Genomic DNA, 17,703 nt, shown 5'->3' with positions numbered 1-17,703 from the left:
TTGCCCTGCCCCTTGCGCATTGCTACCCAAGCATATCAGCGAAGAGGAGCGCCCATGTCCCGGCCCGTCATTACCTCCATCGACGATCTCAAACGCCTCTACCGGCGCCGCGCGCCGCGCATGTTCTACGATTACTGTGAAAGCGGCGCCTGGACGGAACAGACCTTCCGCGAGAACACCTCGGATTTCAGCGACATTCGCCTCCGTCAGCGTGTCGCGGTCGACATGTCCGACCGCTCGCTGCGCTCAACCATGATCGGTCAGGACGTAGCCATGCCGGTCGCCCTTGCCCCGGTCGGGCTGACCGGCATGCAGCGCGCCGACGGAGAGATCAAGGCCGCCCGTGCCGCCGAGAAATTCGGCGTGCCCTTCACCCTCTCGACCATGTCGATCTGTTCGATCGAGGACGTGGCCGAACACACCTCGGCGCCCTTCTGGTTCCAGCTCTACACGATGAAGGACCAGGATTATCTGCGCCGCCTGATCGAACGGGCGCGGGCGGCCAATTGCTCGGCCCTGGTCATCACACTTGACCTGCAAATCCTCGGACAGCGCCACAAGGACCTGAAAAACGGCCTCTCAGCCCCGCCCAAGCTGACGCCCAAGACACTTGCCGACCTCGCCACTCGCTGGTCCTGGGGGCTCGAAATGCTTGGCACCAAACGGCGCGGCTTCGGCAATATCGTCGGCCATGTCACCGACGTCGGGGACCCGGCCTCGCTGATGAGCTGGACAGCCGAGCAGTTCGACCCGCGTCTCGACTGGTCCAAGATTGCCCAGATCAAGGAAATGTGGGGCGGCAAGGTCATTCTGAAGGGCGTGCTGGACCCCGAGGATGCGAAGATGGCCGCAAAAATGGGCTGCGACGCCATCGTGGTGTCGAACCACGGCGGCCGACAACTGGACGGCGCGCTCAGCTCGATCCGGATGCTGGACCCGATCCTGCAGGCGGTCGGCGGGCAAACCGAGGTCTACCTCGACAGCGGCATCCGCTCGGGCCAGGACGTGCTGAAGGCTCTGGCCATGGGAGCCGATGGCACGATGATCGGCCGGGCCTTCGTCTATGGCCTCGGCGCGCTTGGCGAAGCCGGCGTGACCGCCGCGCTCGAGGTGATCGCCAAGGAGATGGATACCTCCATGGCGCTTTGCGGCAAACGCGATATCCGCGACGTGAGCCGCGACATCCTGATGGTGCCCGAAGATTTCTCAGGGCGCTGGCAGGCGCCCTGAGCTTCCCTCAGCGCCAGCCGAGCCCCGGGGCCACGTGGGTCAGGATCGTCCCGATCACATGGGCGTTGTAATCCACCCCCAGCGTGTTCGGCACGGTCAGCAACAGGGTATCGGCCTCGGCAATCGCCTCGTCGGCCTTCAGTTGTTCGATCAGGCGGTCCGGTTCATCCGCATAGCCACGCCCGAAGACGGCCCGCGTGTCATGGATGATGCCAATGCTGTCGCTCTCCTTCCCGCCCTGGCCGAAATACATCCGATCCTGGTCGTTCACGATGCCAAAGATCGACCGACTGACCGAAACGCGCGGTTGCCGCGTGTGCCCGGCGGCTTTCCAGGCGGCGCGATAGGCCCGAATCTGCTTGGCCTGCTGCACATGGAACGGCTCGCCCGTCTCGTCCACCTTCAGGGTGGAGCTTTGCAGGTTCATGCCCAGTTGCGCCGCCCATTCGGCGGTCGCGTTCGACGCGGCCCCCCACCAGATCCGGTCGCGCAACCCAGACGCATGAGGTTCCAGCCGCAACAGGCCCGGCGGGTTGGGGAACATCGGCTGCGGGTTCGGCTCGGCAAAGCCCTTGCCCTCAAGATGCGCCAGATAGATCTCGGCGTGGCGGCGCGCGAAAGCCGCCTCATCCTCGCCCGCCTCCTTGTCCGGGCCATAGCCGAAATGGCGCCAGCCATCGATCACCTGCTCAGGCGAGCCGCGTGAAATGCCCAGTTGCAGCCGCCCCCCGGCAATAAGATCCGCCGCACCGGAATCCTCAACCATATACAGCGGGTTTTCATAGCGCATGTCGATCACGCCGGTCCCGATCTCGATCGTCGAGGTCCGCGCGCCCACCGCTGCCAGCAGCGGAAAGGGAGACGCCAGTTGCCGGGCGAAATGGTGCACCCGGAAATAAGCCCCATCCAGCCCCAGCTCTTCTGCAGCAACAGCAAGATCGATGCTTTGCAGGAGCACGTCACTGGCGTTTTTCACCGCCGATCCGTTCTGTGTTGACCAATGTCCAAAGGACAGGAAGCCCAGTTTCTTCATTTTCAAACCTCATTTCCTGCGCGCCCGGGATCCGGACCGCCTTGCCCGATAGATAGGGGGCACCGGGGCGTCGGGGCAATGGGACGGGCCGTTCGGCAGGGCGCAAGGACCTGTGCGCCGCCGCAGCGACCGTCTCAGCTCGGAAAGATCTCGGTCATCGCGGCATCGAACCGGGCCCAGCTGATCACGGCGCGATTGCCCGCATAGCCATGATAGTGGCTTTGACCCGAGGAATTCGGCAACCCCGCCCAAATCCGCGCAAGGTTGTTCATGAAACCCACGCGCGACAGATCCCCGCCAAGAAAGGCGCTGTATCCCGCCTGCTCCAACAGGAAATCCGCCATTCGATCCTGCAGTCGCGGAGAAAACACCGCATCCCCGCTTATGCCAAGGGCGTCGACGATGTGCTCCAGGGTCTTGGGAATGATCTGGTACCGCCCGATGGCATGGTTTTGCCCCGGAGTCGCCGCGATCCACTGGCGGATCTGGGCCAGGCTCATCTGCGTCGGGCGCCTCGGCGTGCCGGTCGCCGCCCCATGATGCACCGCGTCATAGCCCTTGCTGCCCGCCTCCGCCGTGGCGATCAGGTGGCGCAGCTTCTCCGCCGGGATCCGCCCGATCAGGGCCAGGCCATCACCGCCGTCCCACCGAAGCACCGGAGCAAATAACGTCCCCTCGGCCCGCCCCCCGAACAGGCTTGGCCCCAACTCGCGCACCACCGCCGCCATGACATCTTCCAGCGCCTCGCCCGACATTGCGCCCTCCGACAACTGCAGGGGCCGCGCCCTGTGCCCAAGGGCCCAGGCACCACCTCGCAACGGCCCCACCGGCGTAGCCCCCGCCGCACCGGAGGCACCATCCTCCGCCTCACCTCGCATCACGGAGGCCCCCAGCAGGACGCCCCCGATCAAGGATCCCATCTCCGCCCGAGCCGTCGCTCCCGGCATCCCGCCAAGAAGCCCCAGAACCCAGACCACACCAACAATCCGCCCCATGATCCCCTTCCTTTCTGAAAGCCACGATCCGAACCCGCCCGACCTTGCCGTCAAACATTTGAGATTCCCTTCACCTCCAACGTTTCCCTGTTCAAAATATCCCGGGGAGGCTCCGGCACGGAGACGGGGCAGAGCCCCTCGTTCCCTTCGCCGGCCCACCACAAGGAAACCGGTCAGCCCCCCCCTTCCTCCTCATCCCCCAATCCCTTCCCGAACCCCAAAATTCTTCTTTTCTTCCCCCCCGTTTCCATGTAAGCGCCGGGCTTCACGCGGGCATACAGCCTTGGAGGATGCCCGCCTCAACTAGGAGATTACGAACATGGCTGGAGAAATTCCTGACCTCGTAGCCCAGGAACGTGCGGGGACGGGCAAGGGCGCCGCTCGCGCAGCGCGTCGCGCTGGCATGGTTCCGGGTGTTGTCTATGGCGGCGACAACGCGCCCCTGGCAATCGAACTGCCCTTCAACGACCTGTTGAAACGCCTGAAGGCAGGCCGTTTCCTGGCAACCCTCTTCAACCTCAAGGTTGAAGGCCAGGAAGACGTCCGCGTCATCTGCCGCGGCGTTCAGCGTGACGTCGTGAAGGACCTTCCGACCCACGTCGATTTCATGCGTTTGCGTCGCACCACGCGGGTGAACCTCCATATTCCCATGGAGTTCATCAACCAGGACGCCGCACCGGGCATCAAGCGCGGTGGCGTTCTGACCATCGTGCGCGCCGATGTCGAACTTTCGGTCATCGCCGGCGAGATCCCCGAGCACATCTATGTCGACCTGACCGGCAAGATGATCGGCGACACCATCACGATCAGCCAGGTCGACCTGCCGGAAGGCGTCAAGCCGACCATCGACCGCGACTTCGTGATTGCCAACATCACGGCCCCCTCCGGTCTTGCCTCCTCGGATGACTCCGATGAAGCAGAAGCCGAAGAAGGCGCCGAAGCCTGATCCCGGGGCCCCTTCCGGGGCGTTCAGGACAGCAGAAGATCGAAGGCCGGTCCCTCAGGGGGCCGGCCTTTTTCATGTCCGCGAAACGGCGCCTTCGACGGCAAGCCACTTCAGCCCTCTGCCCGGCGCCCCTTGCGACGAATCCGGCGGAACACCACGACCGGCCCGCGTGACGCGCCGGGATCATAGGCAAGGCCGGTCTTGGCCATGCAGGTGAAGATCCGCGCGATCTCGTCCCCACCATAACGCTTGGGATGCAGTTCCAGCACCACAAGACGCGGTTTCACCGGCCAGGGGTTATCGAAAAGCCCGATCTCGGCTCCTTCGACATCCATGATCACGGCCTGGGGGGTTACCTCTTCCAGCAGTGCGTCCAGATCGGCGCGCGGTACCAGCGTGCCGGTCTGATCCGTCTCCGCCAGGGCGCTGCCGATATAGGACTCGACGGTCACGAACTCGACCTCGTCATCGACACCCGCGGCCACGGCCCCGTGGCGCAGGTCCACGCCCGCCAGCCCGTTGCGCTCCAGGTTGCCCCGGATGACCGGCAGCATCGCGGCCACGGGCTCGATGCTGGTGACGTTCGCCGGACCCGCAATCCGCGCCGCGATCGCCGTCAGGAACCCCAGCCCGGCGCCGAACTCCAGCACCCGCATACCGGCCTTCAGGCGCATCCTGACCGCAGCCGCCTCGTCCCGTTCATAGCCCCCCGAGGCCAGCTTGGCCGCGATCCCGGCCGAGCCGAGGTCTTCGGGCAGGACAAGCCGCAATCCGTCCAGATCATATTCCGCCACCGAAGCCTCCGCGTTTTCACCCTTTCTCGCAGATCGCGGCCCGCCGGGAAAGGCCGCCGCGCTGGACCCCCCGCAGTGGCTGGGATACCCTTGCCGCGCGAGCAGGAGACCAAGATGCAGCTTTTCGTGGGCCTCGGAAATCCCGGTGGCAAATATGCCGGCAACCGGCACAATATCGGCTTCATGGCGCTGGACCGGATCGCCTCTGATCACGGCTTCGGCCCTTGGCGCGCGCGATTTCAGGGCGAGGTCGCGGAAGGTCGGCTGGGATCGCAGAAGGTCCTGCTGCTGAAGCCGACGACCTTCATGAACAATTCCGGCCAATCCGTGGGCGAAGCCATGCGGTTCTGGAAGCTTGGCCCGCAAGACATCACCGTCTTTCATGACGAGCTGGACCTGGCGCCCGGCAAATGCCGGGTAAAACAGGGCGGCGGCCATGCGGGGCACAATGGCCTGCGCTCGATCCACGCCCATGTCAGCCCCGAATACCAGCGTATCCGCCTTGGCATCGGCCATCCGGGCCACAAGGACCGTGTCGCGCCCTTTGTACTGTCGGATTTCGCCAAGGCCGATCAGGACTGGCTGGACGACCTGCTGCGCGGTCTTTCGGATGGCGCACCGGAGCTTGCCTCCGGTGAGGCGGCGAAGTTCCTCAACGCCGTGGCGCTGCGGGTGAACCCGCCGCGCAGCGGGGGCGGCACGGACAACAGGACGCAGAAAAAGCCCGCCAAGGCGCCGAAGCCCGATGCGACGCCGCCAAAAGCGACGACGCCTGCCCCCGCCGCCGCCAAGCCCATCGACACCGCCCAATCCGCAGAGGCGGCAGAAACCACCGATGCCCGCTCGCCGCTCGAGCGGCTCAGAGACCGCTTCCGGTGACGCCCGCTGCCGACCTTCAGGCGCATTTCCTGGACCAGGCCCGCGCCTGTGCCTCGCTCGGCTCGCCTTTCATGGAACGGCTGCTGTCCCTGCTGGCCCGGCGCATGGCACCGGGCAACGCCGTAACCGACCGACTGTTTGCCTGGGAGCCACGCAACCTGCGCTCGGATGCGGTCGCCCTGCGCCTGGCGGGGGGATTGCACGCCCTTGTGCTGACCGGGGCCGACGCGCGTCTGGCCGCCCTTTACCCGCCGAGCCGCGCGGATGAGGACACCCTGTGGGAGGCGGTGCAGGCGGCCTTGTCCAGCCAGGCCGACACCCTGCTCCACTGGCTCGACAATGCGCCCCAGACCAATGAACCCCGCCGCGCCACAGCGCTGATCGTCGCGGCGGGACAGATTGCGCGCCATTTTCCGGGGATTGACCTGCGGCTCAGCGAATTGGGAGCCTCGGCCGGGCTGAACCTGCAATTCGACAGCTTCGGCCTGATCGCCGGGGCCAAGCGGGTGGGACCGGAACATCCGGTTCTGACCCTGCGCCCGGACTGGTCCGGACCGCTGCCGGCTGGCGGGGCATATCGTATTGCCGGGCGCGGCGGCGCGGATGTGAACCCGCTTGATCGCGCCAATCGCGCCGACATGCTGCGGCTGCGCAGCTATATCTGGCCAGATCAACCCGACCGGATGGAACGGCTCGACGCGATCCTGTCGCTGCCGGCGCCCTCGGTCGACCGGGAAGACGCGGGAAGCTGGCTGGCGCGCCGGCTGGCGAACCGCCCTGCGGGCCAGGTCGATCTGGTCTATCACACCATCGCCTGGCAGTATTTCCCGACCGCCACCGCCGCCGCCTGTCAGGCCGCGCTTGCCTCGGCCGCCCTGCGGGCAACCGACGATATGCCGCTGGCCTGGCTGTCCTTCGAGATGGACGACAAGAGCCCCGGCGCCCCGGTGCGCCTGCGCCTCTGGCCCGGTGCCTACGACATCCCGCTGGGACGGATGGATTTCCACGGGCGCTGGTTCCAGGCCTGCTGAGCGCGCGCCCGATGAAGCAGAGCCTCTATGGATTTTCATCGTGATCTTGATACGATGCTGCGAAGGCTGCATGACGGAGCCCGCCCGGACAGTTGATCCGGCCCCATCCTGACCCCGCCATCCGAGGGCGCTGCCCGGACCGGATGCGCCCCCGGAAGAAGGTGCGACAATGCTGAACAAGGAACCGTCGGTCAATGTGTTGGGCGGAGAGCTGGATGCCTGCTCCAACACGCCGCTAACCGGATTCTTTCGCGACGGGTCCTGCAACACCTGCGCGGCCGACCAGGGCAGCCATACGGTCTGCGCGGTGATGACCGACGAATTTCTGGCCTATTCGAAATATGTCGGCAATGACCTGTCGACGCCCTTGCCCGCCTTCCAGTTCGCCGGCTTGCGGGCCGGAGATCGCTGGTGCCTTTGTGCCGCGCGGTTCCTGCAGGCCCATGACGAGGGCTGCGCGCCGCTGGTCAACCTGCGGGGCACCCACCGCCGCGCGCTGGAGGTGGTGTCGCTGGAAGTGCTGAAGCTATACGCCGAGGATCCGGAAGACGACTGAGGCGTAAAACGAGATCGGCCCCCGCAAGGCAGGGGCCGATTGTCTGTTGGAAGTTGATTGTCGGCCAGACCGGGGATCAATCCGCGGTGCGGCCTTCGGTATCGCTCATGTCGAAGCCAAGGTGCTTGGCCACGGTAAAGATGTCCTTGTCGCCCCGGCCACACATGTTCATCACGATGATATGGTCCTTCGGCAACGTCGGCGCGATCTTCATGACATGGGCCAGCGCATGGCTGGGCTCCAGCGCGGGAATGATGCCTTCGGTCCGGCAGGAGAACTGGAAGGCTTCCAGCGCCTCCTTGTCGGTGATCGAGACATATTGCGCGCGCCCGATATCATGCAGCCAGGAATGCTCCGGCCCGATGCCGGGGTAATCGAGACCGGCCGAGATCGAATAGCCCTCGAGGATCTGGCCGTCGCCGTCCTGCAGCAGGTAGGTGCGGTTGCCATGCAGCACGCCGGGGCGCCCGCCGGTCAGCGAGGCGCAATGTTCCATCTTTTCGTTCACGCCCTTGCCGCCGGCTTCGACACCGATGATGCCAACCTCCTTGTCGTCGAGGAAGGGATAGAACAGCCCCATGGCGTTGGAGCCGCCGCCGATCGCCGCGATGACGGTATCAGGCAGGCGGCCTTCGCCTTCGTGCTCGGGCAGCTGCCAGCGGACTTCCTTGCCGATGATCGACTGGAAGTCGCGCACCATGGCCGGATAGGGGTGCGGCCCGGCGACTGTGCCGATGCAGTAGAAGGTATCGCGCACGTTGGTGACCCAGTCGCGCAGGGCGTCGTTCATCGCGTCCTTCAGCGTGCCACGACCCGAGGTGACGGGAATGACCTCGGCGCCCAGCAGGCGCATGCGGAAGACGTTGGGCGACTGGCGCTCGACATCGTGGGCGCCCATGTAGACGACGCATTTCAGGCCGAACTTCGCGCAGACGGTGGCGGTGGCCACGCCGTGCTGACCCGCGCCGGTTTCGGCGATGATCCGGGTCTTGCCCATCCGGCGGGCCAGGATGATCTGGCCGAGCACATTGTTGATCTTGTGCGCGCCGGTGTGGTTCAGCTCGTCCCGCTTGAGGTAGATCTTCGCGCCGCCCAGTTCCTCGGTCATGCGACCGGCGAAGTAAAGCGGGCTGGGGCGGCCGACGTAGTGGGTCCAGAGGTCGTTCATCTCGGCCCAGAAGCTGTCGTCGGTTTTGGCCTTTTCGTATTCGGCCTCGAGGTCGAGGATCAGCGGCATCAGGGTTTCGGACACGAAGCGCCCGCCGAAATTGCCGAAACGGCCGTTTTCGTCGGGTCCGCTCATGAAGCTGTTGAAGAGGTCGTTCATCCCAGGGCTCCCGTTTGTCGGGATCGGTGTAGCCCGAGAGCCGGGAGGCAGCAAGGGCGAGAGCCTTGCGCCCGCGGGGTTTCGCAAGGGAGGCGGTGTCGTGGGGGCGTGAAAGGGCGGAACGGGAAGAGGGGCTCTGCCCCGTCTCCGTACCGGAGACTCCCCGGGATATTTGGAACAGGGAAACATTGGGATGGCTGGAGGGCGCGCGCAGGCGGACGTAAGCCCCCGGCGCGGGGCGAACGCTCGATGCGGTCTTCGCCGCCTTGCCGGTGTCGTCAGGTCGTGGGGATGGGGGCCAGGGCCGCCTGGGTGAAGGCGCGGATCAGGGTCGGATCCTTCAGGCCGGGCGCGGATTCGACGCCGGAGGAAACATCGACCTGCGGAGCACCGGTCAGGCGAATCGCTTCGGCCACGTTGTCCGGCGTGAGGCCACCGGCCAGCATCCAGGGACAGGACCAGCTGCGGCCCGCGATCAGGCGCCAGTCGAAGGAGAGGCCATTGCCGCCGGGCAGATCGGCAGTCTTGGGCGCCTTGGCATCGACGAGTATCTGGTCAGCCACCCCGGTATAGAGGTCAAGCGTGGCGAGATCGTCGGCCGTGGCGACGCCGACCGCCTTCATTACCGGAAGGCCGGTGCGGGCGCGGATCTGGGCGAGGCGTTCGGGGGCTTCGCGGCCATGCAACTGAATCAAGTCGAGCGGCACGGCGTCTGTCACCGCATCAAGCAGCGCATCATCGGGATCGACCAGCAGCGCGACCTTGGCAAAGCCGACCGGCGCCAGCAGGGCCAGGTCCCGCGCCTGCGGGATCGAGACATTGCGGGGGGATTTGCCGAAGAAGACAAAGCCGCCATAGGTGGCACCCGCCCCGGCGGCGGCGGCGACGTCTTCGGGACGGCTCAGGCCGCAGATCTTGACCCGGCAACCAAGGGCGCGGGCGGGCTGGATGAGGACAGGCATGGCGGGTCCCTAGTCGAGCAGCGCCAGGACGTCGTCCTGACCCTTGACCTTCTCGCCCTTCAGTTTGGTCACTTCGCGCTTCAGTTGGTGCGCTTCGCGATCCTTCTTGCGGGCGGCGACGCGGTGCTTGTGTTCGCGGCGCCATTCCCAGACGAAGCCGATCAGCAGCCCGACCAGGATGCCCGCCAGGATGATCAGGAACAGCGGCAAGGTAACCGAGGGGTTGATATGGGCGATTTCTGCCAGCCCTTCGGGCAGCAGCTGGATCGTCACCAGGTCCCGGTTCGCCACGGCGATCGAGATCAGAACCAGCGCGATGACGGCTTCCAGACCATAGCGGATATACTTCATCATTCTTCTTCGTTCCCGTTGAGGCGATCCCGCAACAGCTTGCCGGTCTTGAAGAAGGGCACATGCTTTTCCTCGACCTCGACTGCATCCCCGGTGCGCGGGTTGCGGCCCGTGCGGGCTTCGCGGCGTTTGACCGAAAAGGCCCCGAAACCGCGCAGTTCCACGCGGTTGCCGCGGGCCATGGCTTCGGTGATCTCTTCGAATATCGTGTTCACGATCCGCTCCACGTCGCGCTGGTAAAGATGCGGGTTTTCATCCGCGATTTTCTGGATCAGTTCCGACCGGATCATTTGGATATCTCTCCCCGAGAGTTGGTTTGTGCGGTCACCAATTCCCGGAACTATATGAGTTTTCTTGGCCTTCGGGAACAACCAGTCTGACATCGATACGCCGGAATCGTCAGATTTATGCCACCGCGTTCACAAATCCGCCGATGCGATCTGGCGGTTTGAGCGGGCCGCTGCGGGAATCCCGATGCACAGAATTGTATGGCTGAGGTTGATTCGTGAGGCCGGGCAAACTGGACCTGCCCTGCCCAAAGGCCTGTGTGAAGGCCTTCGGGAGGCCCCTGAGCGGCACGCGAAGCCACGCCAGAAGCCCGTTCGAACGGAAAACGGCCCCGGGTTACCCCGGAGCCGTTCTGTTTCATCCGGCCCCTCAGGGCCGCGCCGACAGGCTGGCTCAGTTGTCGCCTTTCAGCGCTGCGCCAAGGATGTCGCCAAGCGATGCGCCGGAAGCGGAGGAACCGTATTGTTCGACGGCCTCTTTTTCTTCGGCGATTTCGCGGGCCTTGATCGACAGGCCGAGGCGACGGGACTTGCTGTCCACGTTGGTGACGCGCACGTCGACCTTGTCACCGACCGAGAAACGCTCGGGGCGTTGTTCGGCACGGTCACGCGACAGGTCGGAGCGACGAATGAAGGACTTCATGCCTTCGAACTCCACCTCGACGCCGCCTTCTTCGATCGCGGTGACGTTCACGGTGATGATGGCACCACGCTTCACGCCGCCAACGGCTTCGGCGAACTTGTCGCCGCCGACGTTCTTGATCGAGAGCGAGATACGCTCCTTGTCGATGTCGACTTCCGAAACCATCGCCTGGACCATGTCGCCCTTGCGGTAGTTCTGGATAGCGTCTTCACCGCGTTCGTCCCAGGAAAGGTCCGAGAGGTGAACCATGCCGTCGATGTCGCCCGGCAGGCCGACGAACAGACCGAATTCGGTGATGTTCTTGACTTCGCCTTCGACAACGGCGCCCTCGGGGTGGGTCTCGGAGAAGACTTCCCACGGGTTGCGCATGGTCTGCTTGAGACCAAGGGAAACGCGACGCTTGGCCGGGTCGATTTCCAGCACCATGACTTCGACTTCCTGCGAGGTCGAGACGATCTTGCCGGGGTGCACGTTCTTCTTGGTCCAGGACATTTCGGACACGTGAACCAGGCCTTCGACGCCCGGTTCCAGTTCCACGAATGCACCGTAGTCGGTGATGTTCGTGACGCGGCCGGTGTGCACGGAGGACAGCGGGTACTTGGCAGCCACCAGGTCCCACGGATCTTCCTGCAGCTGCTTCATGCCGAGGCTGATACGGTGGGTTTCCTTGTTGATCTTGATGACCTGGACCTTGACGGTCTCGCCGATCGACAGGATCTCCGAGGGGTGGTTGACGCGACGCCACGCCATGTCGGTGACGTGCAGCAGGCCGTCCACACCGCCGAGGTCGACGAAGGCGCCGTATTCGGTGATGTTCTTGACCACGCCGTCGACCGCCTGGCCTTCGGTCAGGTTCGAGATGACTTCAGCACGCTGTTCGGCACGCGATTCTTCCAGGATGGCACGACGGGACACAACGATGTTGCCACGGCGACGGTCCATTTTCAGGATCTGGAAGGGTTGCTTCAGACCCATCAGCGGGCCGGCGTCGCGCACGGGGCGAACGTCGACTTGCGAGCCGGGCAGGAAGGCCACGGCACCGCCGAGGTCGACCGTGAAGCCGCCCTTGACGCGGCCGAAGATCGCGCCTTCGACGCGGGCATCGTCTGCATAGGCTTTTTCGAGGCGGTCCCAGGCTTCTTCGCGGCGGGCCATTTCACGGGAAATGACGGCTTCGCCACGGGCGTTCTCTGCGGAACGCAGGAAGACTTCCACTTCGTCGCCGACAGCGATTTCAGCGGATTCGCCGGGATTCGCGAATTCTTTCAGCTCGACACGGCCTTCCATCTTGTAGCCGACGTCGATGATGGCCTGGCCCGCTTCGATCGCGATGACCTTGCCTTTGACAACCGAACCCTCTTCGGGGGTGTCCATTTCGAAGCTTTCGTTCAGGAGGGCTTCGAATTCCTCCATCGATGTGTTTTGAGCCATCTGGTCTCTGATTTCCTTTTTGACACTATACTGGCCGAGCGGTTGTCTCCGCCGGTCTTGGGGTTGGTCACTTAAGCTGCCGCAAAACAAAGAGGGCCGGATTGGTCCGACCCCTGCTCGTTTCCCTGATCGCGGCATTTGCGCCTTGTCGACGCGGGCTAGATAAGCGCCGCGCCCCTGCAAATCAAGGGTAAAGTGGTCGCCGGGCCGGGTCCCTGCCCCGGTTCGGGGCCACTTCAGGGCCATTTCCTGCCGGATCAGGGGAACCACCGCTGGAATCGGGGTTCGTGCATCCGGGCCCGGCTCCGGGGGAATCAGCCCTGCCGCTGGGTCCGCAGGGGGCGTTCCCCGGCCAGAAGATCGGCGTTGTCGCGGTACAGCGTGACGATCCGTTCGATCAGGCGGCGCATTACCGGGCGGTGGCGATCATCGGCATGCATGACCAGGTATTGCACCTCGTCCAGCGCGGCGATGATCGGCCCGGCACGGGCCAGCGCCGGATCGCTGTCGCCGATCATGCAGGGCATCACGCCGATCCCCGCTCCCGCCTTGACCAGCTGGTGCACCGTGGCGACGGAATTGGCCAGAACGCCGATGCGGTGATCCTGCTCATGCAGCCAATGCGCCGCCGGGTGCCGCGCATGTTCGGGGTCCATCCCCACCCAGTCGAGCGTCCCCGGATCCGCCACCGTATAACTGCAATAGGGCGCAAAGCGCAGCGGCCCCAGCCGGCGGGTCGCCAGGTTGCCGCTGTCGGCGGAACGGTTGCGGATACCAAGGTCGATTTCCCGGTGGGCGATATCCAGCACGGCCTCGGTCGTGACGAAGTTCAGCCGCATGCCGTCGCCGGGCTTTACCAGCGCACCGATCCGGTCCGCCAGGAAAAAGGCCGTGGCGGTGCCCGCTGACAGCCGGATGACAGGCGCCGCGGCCTCGGCGCTCAGCAGGTCCTGCACCGGGGCGGCGGCGGCGCGCATCGCCCGCACCCGGCTCAGCAACGCCGTGCCCGCCGGGGTCAGGCCATAGCCGGTCTGGCTGCGGTGAAACAGCGCCTGCCCGGTCTGCTGTTCCAGCGCCAGCATCCGCCGCCCAAGGGTCGGGGCCGACAGTCCGGTCGCCCGCGCCGCGCCGCTTAGCCCGCCGGCCTCTGCGACGTGAAAGAAAAGCTGAAGCTCGCTCCAGGGCATCTCTTTCATTTATGAAAGACCTCTTTCCGAATGCGCCGCAGATCGGACGCTTGCCGCAAGGTACCTTTTCAAAAAGGAAATGCAACGGAGGCGACGATGATGCCGATTCTCAGGCCTCTTCCCACGGGAAAACTACGGGAAGACGATTTTTACGCCCTAGGGCATCCCGGCCCGAAGGCGCTTTTCAGGCTGGTGCGCAAGGTGCTGAAACTCGGGCGCAGGTCAGCGCCCTGGTCCTACCGCGCGCCATAGGCCAGAGCCGCGCGCCACGCAGGATCAGGCGGGATCGTCGTCCCGCATCTGAGTGGAGGCAATCGCAGCCTCGATCACCGCGACGGCCTGCGCAACGGCCTCGCCGATTTCCATCTCGGATGTATCCAGAACCACCGCATCCTCTGCCGGTTTCAGCGGCGCGGTCGCGCGGGCGGAATCGCGGGCGTCGCGTTCCCGCAGGTCCGCAAGCACGCCCTCCGGCGTCACCTCCGCCCCGGTCGCGGCCATCTCGCGATAGCGACGGTCGGCGCGGACTGCGTCGCTGGCGGTGACGAACAGCTTCACCTCGGCCTCGGGGCAGATCACCGTGCCGATGTCGCGCCCGTCCAGCACCGCGCCCCCCTGACGACGGGCAAAGGCGCGCTGGAAATCAACCAGCGCGGCGCGCACGTCCGGCAGGGCCGCAACCTGACTGGCGGACCGCGCGGCATCGGCGCTGCGAAGATCCTCGCGGGTCAGATCCTCGGGGCGCAGGTTTTCGGCCGCTTCCAGCGGGCTTTCCCCGTCCAGCACGCGCGCGCCGACCGCCCGGTACAGAAGCCCGGTATCAAGGTGCCCATAGCCGAACCGCGCCGCAACGGCCTTGCTGATCGTGCCCTTGCCCGCTGCAGCAGGCCCGTCGATGGCAATCGTGATGGTCATGGGCATTCCTTGCAGGCTGTCAAAGCGTTCCTTCGGGGGTACAATCTGGCACCGCAGGGCGACATGTTCCAGCCCCGCAATGCCTGTTCCTGCGGGGCTGGCAGGTTCCCGACCCACCGGCTGTCCAGATCAGCTTTCGGTCTGGAAGGTCGCGCCAAGGGCTTCCATCAGGTTCCGGAAGATCGGGAAGGAGGTCGCGATCGGGCCCGCATCGTCCACCACCACCGGGTCCTGCGACGCCAGGCTGAGGCAGAGGAACGACATGGCGATCCGGTGGTCGAGATGGGTTTCCACCGTCGCCCCGCCCGCGACCGAACCCGGCCCGGCGCCTTCGACGATCCACCAGTCATCGCCCGCCTCGACGCTGACGCCATTGGCCAGCAGGCCTGTGGCCATCGCCTCGATCCGGTCGCTTTCCTTGACCCGCAATTCGGCGACGCCGCGCATTTCCGTGCGACCAGAGGCATTGGCGGCCACGACCGACAGGATCGGGTATTCGTCGATCATGCTGGCCGCGCGTTCGGGGGGAACGCTGATGCCCTGCATGTCGGGGGAATATTTCGCGCGCAGGTCAGCCACGGGTTCACCGCCTTCTTCGCGCGGGTTTTCATAGGTCAGATCGGCGCCCATTTCGCGCAGGGTCTCGAACAGGCCGGCGCGCGTGGGATTGAGGCCGATATTGGGTACCAGTACATCCGAGCCCGGCACGATCAGCGCCGCGCAAACCGGAAAGGCGGCGCTGGAGGGATCTCGCGGCACCACGATGGCTTGCGGTTTCAGCTCTGGCTGACCGGTCAGGGTGATGACCCGACCCTCTTCCGTGACTTCGGTCGAAATCTCGGCCCCGAAGCCTGCGAGCATCCGTTCGGTGTGATCGCGGGTCGCTTCCTTTTCGATCACCACGGTCCGGCCCGGCGCGTTCAGCCCGGCCAGCAGCACCGCGCTTTTCACCTGCGCCGAGGGCACCGGCACCACGTAGCGCACCGGCACCGGATCAGCCGCGCCGACCAGCGTCATCGGCAGCCGCCCGCCCGAACGTCCGACGGCCTGCGTGCCGAACAGCGCCAGCGGATCGGTGACCCGTGCCATGGGCCGCGAACACAGGCTGGCGTCCCCGGTGAAGGTGACCGAGATCGGGCAGGTCGCCACTGCCCCCATCACCAGCCGCACACCGGTGCCCGAATTGCCGCAATCGATCACCCGGTCAGGCTCTGCAAAGCCGCCCGTGCCAACGCCATGCACCGACCAGACGCCATCCGCATCGCGGCTGACCTCGGCCCCGAAGGCGCGCATCGCCTTGGCGGTGTCCAGCACATCCTCGCCTTCCAGCAAGCCGGTGATCGTGGTCTTGCCTACGGCCATGGCGCCAAGGATCAGCGACCGGTGGCTGATCGACTTGTCTCCCGGCACATGAGCTTCACCGGTCAGGGGCCCCTTGACCCGTGCGCTCATCTCCTGCGGCGCGCCTGCATGCGACATCTGGATCTCCCCTCGCGAATTCCGCCGCCTGATACCGCAGAGCGCGCGCCGGGTCACGGCCAAAAGCGGCGGCACCCTACCAGGGCACAGGCGCCCCGCGCCAGTCATGGAAGCTGCCCGTGTCTTCGGGACCGAGGGAGGCGATCACATCCAGCAGATGCCCGGCGGCTTCCCCGGGGGTCTGGCGGGCGTAGCGCCCGGCGTAACTATCGGTAAAAGGCGTCGCCACGGTGCCGGGATGCAGCGCAAGGCAAAGCCCTTGGGGGTGGCTCCGCGCCATCTCCACCGCGCCGCTGCGAATGACCTGATTCAGCGCGGCCTTTGCGGCGCGGTAGCTGTACCAACCGCCCAGCCGATTGTCCCCGATCGAACCGACCCGCGCCGAAAGCACCGCGAAAACCGCCCGCCGATCGCGTGGCAACAGGCGCAACGCATGTTTCAGCACTAACGCCGGGCCGATGCAATTGACCGCGAATTGCGCCGCCAGCGCCTCGGCTGTCAGATGCTTCAGGGCGCGTTCCGGCGGATGCCCGGCCCCCTCCAACGCCCCGGTTGCGCAGATCACCAGATCATATCCCGGCTCAAGCCCGCCCAACGACGCCGCAAGGCTGGCCTCATTGGTGATGTCCAACCCGTCCACCCTGCGCGAAAGCGGATGAACCTTCACGCCGCGACGCTGCAATTGCGTGACCAGCGCGGCCCCGATCCCGCCACTGGCCCCGATCACGAGTGCGCGTTTCATGATGATCAACCTCCCGCCTGTATCACGGGATCTACGCACCGCCGCCCGGATCAGATCAAATCGGAAATGCCCTTGCCCAGCAAGATCACCGACAGCAGGCCAAGCATGACCTTCAGAAACTTCAGATAGACCGCCTCGGGCAACCTGCGCGTCAGCCAGCGCCCGATGAAGGTGCCAAGGATCCCCGTCACCGACAGCCCCGCGATCAGCGACCAGTCCAGCCCCTCCAGCTGCCCGATCATCGCATAGGCCGGCACCTTGATCAGATTGCCGAAAGCAAAGGAAAGCGCCACGGTCCCCGCAAACGTCAGCTTGGGCAGTTGCTGCGGCAGAAGATACGCCTGAACGGGCGGTGACCCGGAATGGGTGATGAAACTGGTGATCCCGGTGATCGTCCCCCAGAAGACCCCCGGCAGGATGCGCGCCTCGGTCGCAGGGCCACCACCACGCCGCAGCCAGCTGCGCCCGATGTACCAGATCCCGATCAACCCGGTGAATATCAGCAACAGGCTCTCCGGCGTCCAGGGCATGATCACGGTGGCAATCACCACCCCGAACAGCATCGACGGCATCAGGATCAGCACGTTGCGCCCCGAAAAGTCATGCCGGTACAGCCAGACCCCGATCCAGTCGGTGACGATATAGACCGGCAACAACGTCGCTGCCGCCTCGATCGGGTTCATGAACAGCGCCAGCATCGGCACCGCAATGGCCGCTGCCGTGGACAAGCCCCCCTTCGACACACCCACGATCAATGCCGCCATCAGCAACAGGATTGTCTGGTCCAAATCTGTCTCTCCCGGCGCGCCCGCCACTTCCGGCCCTCGGGGCCCGCCCCGCAACCTCGTGCTTTCCCCTGCCGGGTCAAGATGCTTGCGCGCAAATGACAAACCGAATTGGCCCGGCGAACCGCCC

The 17,703-nt window shown here is 65.3% G+C and carries 18 protein-coding genes; 5 read left to right on the top strand and 13 right to left on the bottom strand.

From position 1 onward, the window contains the following. Positions 1–54: 54 nt before the first annotated feature. Positions 55–1,230 (top strand): alpha-hydroxy acid oxidase, encoded by a 1,176-nt coding sequence (locus tag PSAL_RS16035; protein ID WP_119838451.1) that lies wholly within the window; start codon positions 55–57, stop codon positions 1,228–1,230. Positions 1,231–1,237: 7 nt separating this feature from the next. Here PSAL_RS16035 and PSAL_RS16030 read toward each other — a convergent pair whose 3' ends face one another. Both PSAL_RS16030 and PSAL_RS16025 read right to left on the bottom strand, forming a co-directional pair. After that, complete coding sequence (locus PSAL_RS16030; RefSeq protein WP_119838452.1) at positions 1,238–2,263, bottom strand: LLM class flavin-dependent oxidoreductase; 1,026 nt, start codon at positions 2,261–2,263, stop codon at positions 1,238–1,240. A gap of 134 nt (positions 2,264–2,397) precedes the next feature. Beyond that, complete coding sequence (locus PSAL_RS16025; protein WP_119838453.1) at positions 2,398–3,258, bottom strand: lysozyme family protein; 861 nt, start codon at positions 3,256–3,258, stop codon at positions 2,398–2,400. Positions 3,259–3,577: 319 nt separating this feature from the next. Here PSAL_RS16025 and PSAL_RS16020 point away from each other — a divergent pair, with 319 nt between their 5' ends. Next, positions 3,578–4,204 carry a 50S ribosomal protein L25/general stress protein Ctc gene (locus PSAL_RS16020; protein ID WP_119838291.1) on the top strand — a complete coding sequence of 209 codons (627 nt, stop codon included), beginning with the start codon at positions 3,578–3,580 and terminating at the stop codon, positions 4,202–4,204. Between the two features lie 110 nt (positions 4,205–4,314). Here the strand turns inward: PSAL_RS16020 and PSAL_RS16015 are convergent, their stop codons facing one another. Continuing rightward, positions 4,315–4,998, bottom strand: a complete 684-nt coding sequence (locus PSAL_RS16015) for an FkbM family methyltransferase (RefSeq protein WP_119838290.1) — start codon at positions 4,996–4,998, stop codon at positions 4,315–4,317. Positions 4,999–5,112: 114 nt separating this feature from the next. Here PSAL_RS16015 and pth point away from each other — a divergent pair, with 114 nt between their 5' ends. The 3 genes from pth to PSAL_RS16000 all read left to right on the top strand — a co-directional run bounded on the left by pth (position 5,113) and on the right by PSAL_RS16000 (position 7,464). Then, on the top strand, positions 5,113–5,877 hold the full coding sequence (gene pth, locus PSAL_RS16010; RefSeq protein ID WP_119838289.1) for an aminoacyl-tRNA hydrolase: 765 nt from the start codon (positions 5,113–5,115) through the stop codon (positions 5,875–5,877). After that, positions 5,874–6,908, top strand: a complete 1,035-nt coding sequence (locus PSAL_RS16005; protein WP_119838288.1) for a DUF2332 domain-containing protein — start codon at positions 5,874–5,876, stop codon at positions 6,906–6,908. The genes pth and PSAL_RS16005 overlap by 4 nt, the downstream gene beginning before the upstream one ends. 169 nt (positions 6,909–7,077) lie before the next feature. Then, a complete protein-coding gene (locus tag PSAL_RS16000) occupies positions 7,078–7,464 on the top strand; it encodes a DUF2237 family protein (RefSeq protein WP_196222728.1) in 387 nt (128 codons plus the stop codon). Positions 7,465–7,540: 76 nt separating this feature from the next. Here the strand turns inward: PSAL_RS16000 and trpB are convergent, their stop codons facing one another. The 10 genes from trpB to PSAL_RS15950 form a co-directional block, all read right to left on the bottom strand. Beyond that, positions 7,541–8,791 carry a tryptophan synthase subunit beta gene (trpB, locus tag PSAL_RS15995; protein WP_119838287.1) on the bottom strand — a complete coding sequence of 417 codons (1,251 nt, stop codon included), beginning with the start codon at positions 8,789–8,791 and terminating at the stop codon, positions 7,541–7,543. 278 nt (positions 8,792–9,069) lie between these two features. Further along, entirely contained in the window at positions 9,070–9,753 is a 684-nt protein-coding gene (locus tag PSAL_RS15990; RefSeq protein WP_119838286.1) for a phosphoribosylanthranilate isomerase, read from the bottom strand. A 9-nt stretch (positions 9,754–9,762) separates the two neighbouring features. Continuing rightward, a complete protein-coding gene (locus tag PSAL_RS15985) occupies positions 9,763–10,107 on the bottom strand; it encodes a lipopolysaccharide assembly protein LapA domain-containing protein (RefSeq protein ID WP_119838285.1) in 345 nt (114 codons plus the stop codon). Continuing rightward, on the bottom strand, positions 10,104–10,394 hold the full coding sequence (gene ihfB / locus PSAL_RS15980) for an integration host factor subunit beta (RefSeq protein ID WP_119838284.1): 291 nt from the start codon (positions 10,392–10,394) through the stop codon (positions 10,104–10,106). Before ihfB ends, PSAL_RS15985 begins: the two co-directional genes overlap by 4 nt. A gap of 391 nt (positions 10,395–10,785) precedes the next feature. Then, complete coding sequence (gene rpsA / locus PSAL_RS15975; protein WP_269212607.1) at positions 10,786–12,603, bottom strand: 30S ribosomal protein S1; 1,818 nt, start codon at positions 12,601–12,603, stop codon at positions 10,786–10,788. 176 nt (positions 12,604–12,779) lie between these two features. Continuing rightward, positions 12,780–13,661 (bottom strand): LysR family transcriptional regulator, encoded by an 882-nt coding sequence (locus tag PSAL_RS15970; protein WP_119838282.1) that lies wholly within the window; start codon positions 13,659–13,661, stop codon positions 12,780–12,782. A gap of 267 nt (positions 13,662–13,928) precedes the next feature. After that, positions 13,929–14,567, bottom strand: a complete 639-nt coding sequence (locus PSAL_RS15965; RefSeq protein WP_119838303.1) for a (d)CMP kinase — start codon at positions 14,565–14,567, stop codon at positions 13,929–13,931. 129 nt (positions 14,568–14,696) lie between these two features. Continuing rightward, positions 14,697–16,046 carry a 3-phosphoshikimate 1-carboxyvinyltransferase gene (aroA, locus tag PSAL_RS15960; protein ID WP_119838281.1) on the bottom strand — a complete coding sequence of 450 codons (1,350 nt, stop codon included), beginning with the start codon at positions 16,044–16,046 and terminating at the stop codon, positions 14,697–14,699. A gap of 76 nt (positions 16,047–16,122) precedes the next feature. Continuing rightward, the gene (locus PSAL_RS15955) at positions 16,123–16,788 is read right to left on the bottom strand and encodes an SDR family NAD(P)-dependent oxidoreductase (protein ID WP_119838302.1); all 666 of its coding nucleotides are present in this window, start codon (positions 16,786–16,788) and stop codon (positions 16,123–16,125) included. 50 nt (positions 16,789–16,838) lie between these two features. After that, positions 16,839–17,576, bottom strand: a complete 738-nt coding sequence (locus PSAL_RS15950) for a sulfite exporter TauE/SafE family protein (RefSeq protein WP_119838301.1) — start codon at positions 17,574–17,576, stop codon at positions 16,839–16,841. Positions 17,577–17,703 lie beyond the last annotated feature (127 nt).

This window comes from Pseudooceanicola algae, from assembly GCF_003590145.2.
In the GTDB taxonomy this organism is placed as follows: domain Bacteria; phylum Pseudomonadota; class Alphaproteobacteria; order Rhodobacterales; family Rhodobacteraceae; genus Pseudooceanicola; species Pseudooceanicola algae.
The sequence above is the reverse complement of the archived record's forward strand: the minus strand, read 5'-3'. Positions and strand labels throughout refer to the sequence as shown.